Here is a 944-nt window from a genome sequence, read left to right on the forward strand (position 1 = left end):
CTGGCGCCGTTCGCCAGCAGGAAAATGCGGATATCGAATCCGTCCTCATCGCCGAGCATCAGTTCCGTCAGCGCCCAGACCGCCGCGTCTAGCCGATCAGGCGAGCGGCCCGGCCCGGTGTACCCGCCGGGCGTCATCGCCTGCATCTGGTCCTCAAGATCGGGGAAGGGCTCGGCGTGGGATACCTTGCCTTGCTCGTATAGGGCTGACACCGGCTCGGCGCGCACGGCCTTGCCCCGCGAGGCCGTCACCAGCGTTATCGGGAGGTTCGGCGCCGCGCTGCGGAGCGTCGCCGCCACCATGTCGCCGCCGAAATTCCGCTCCGCGACCACGCGGTCGGCGCGGTGGCGCCCGTACATCTGCACGACCTTCCGCGCCCAGCCCTCGGGCGAGAGTAGCTCGCTGCCGTCCTCCAAGATGTAGCCGCGCCCATCGGAGCCGATGCCGGCTGCAACGATGCCGATCACGTCGCCCGATTGGCCGTTTGAGCCGGAAGGATCGACGCCGATCACGACGCGGCGCATGGCGGGGAGCGGCCCGTCCATCTGCGTGGCGTCGATCATCGCCCGCGTCCACAGCGCGCCGGGCGTGTCCTCGAGCAATTCCCCGTCAAGCTCCTGCCGACCCAGCCGGGTGTTGCCGTACTTGTTCCGCCACTTCGCCACGACCGAGGGCGCGAGGTTCGCGATATTGTCGTCGGTCTTGCCGATCGTCAGCTTCGTCGTGGCCGCCTTCTTCAATTCGCGGATGAGCGGCGTAGCGCGCGGCGTGGTGGTGACGACGATCTGCGGTTGATGCTCGGGGAGCCGCAAGCCCATCATGAGATTGTCCCATGCCGGCTGCGCCTTTTTCCCCCACGCGCCGATTTCGTCGCACCATGCCCGATGGTGTTCGGGGCCGCGCAGGCGCTCCGGTTCCTCGGCGGAGTAGCAAAACCCCATACT

The 944-nt window shown here is 67.9% G+C and carries 1 protein-coding gene; it reads right to left on the bottom strand.

Annotation, left to right across the window (positions count from 1 at the left end; genetic code table 11):
• Positions 1–944 (bottom strand): phage terminase large subunit family protein (locus PX554_RS26515; protein WP_275505040.1); only part of this gene is annotated, 944 nt, incomplete at both ends.

The sequence above is a fragment of the Sphingomonas pollutisoli genome (assembly GCF_029167165.1).
GTDB classification, from domain to species: domain Bacteria; phylum Pseudomonadota; class Alphaproteobacteria; order Sphingomonadales; family Sphingomonadaceae; genus Sphingomonas; species Sphingomonas pollutisoli.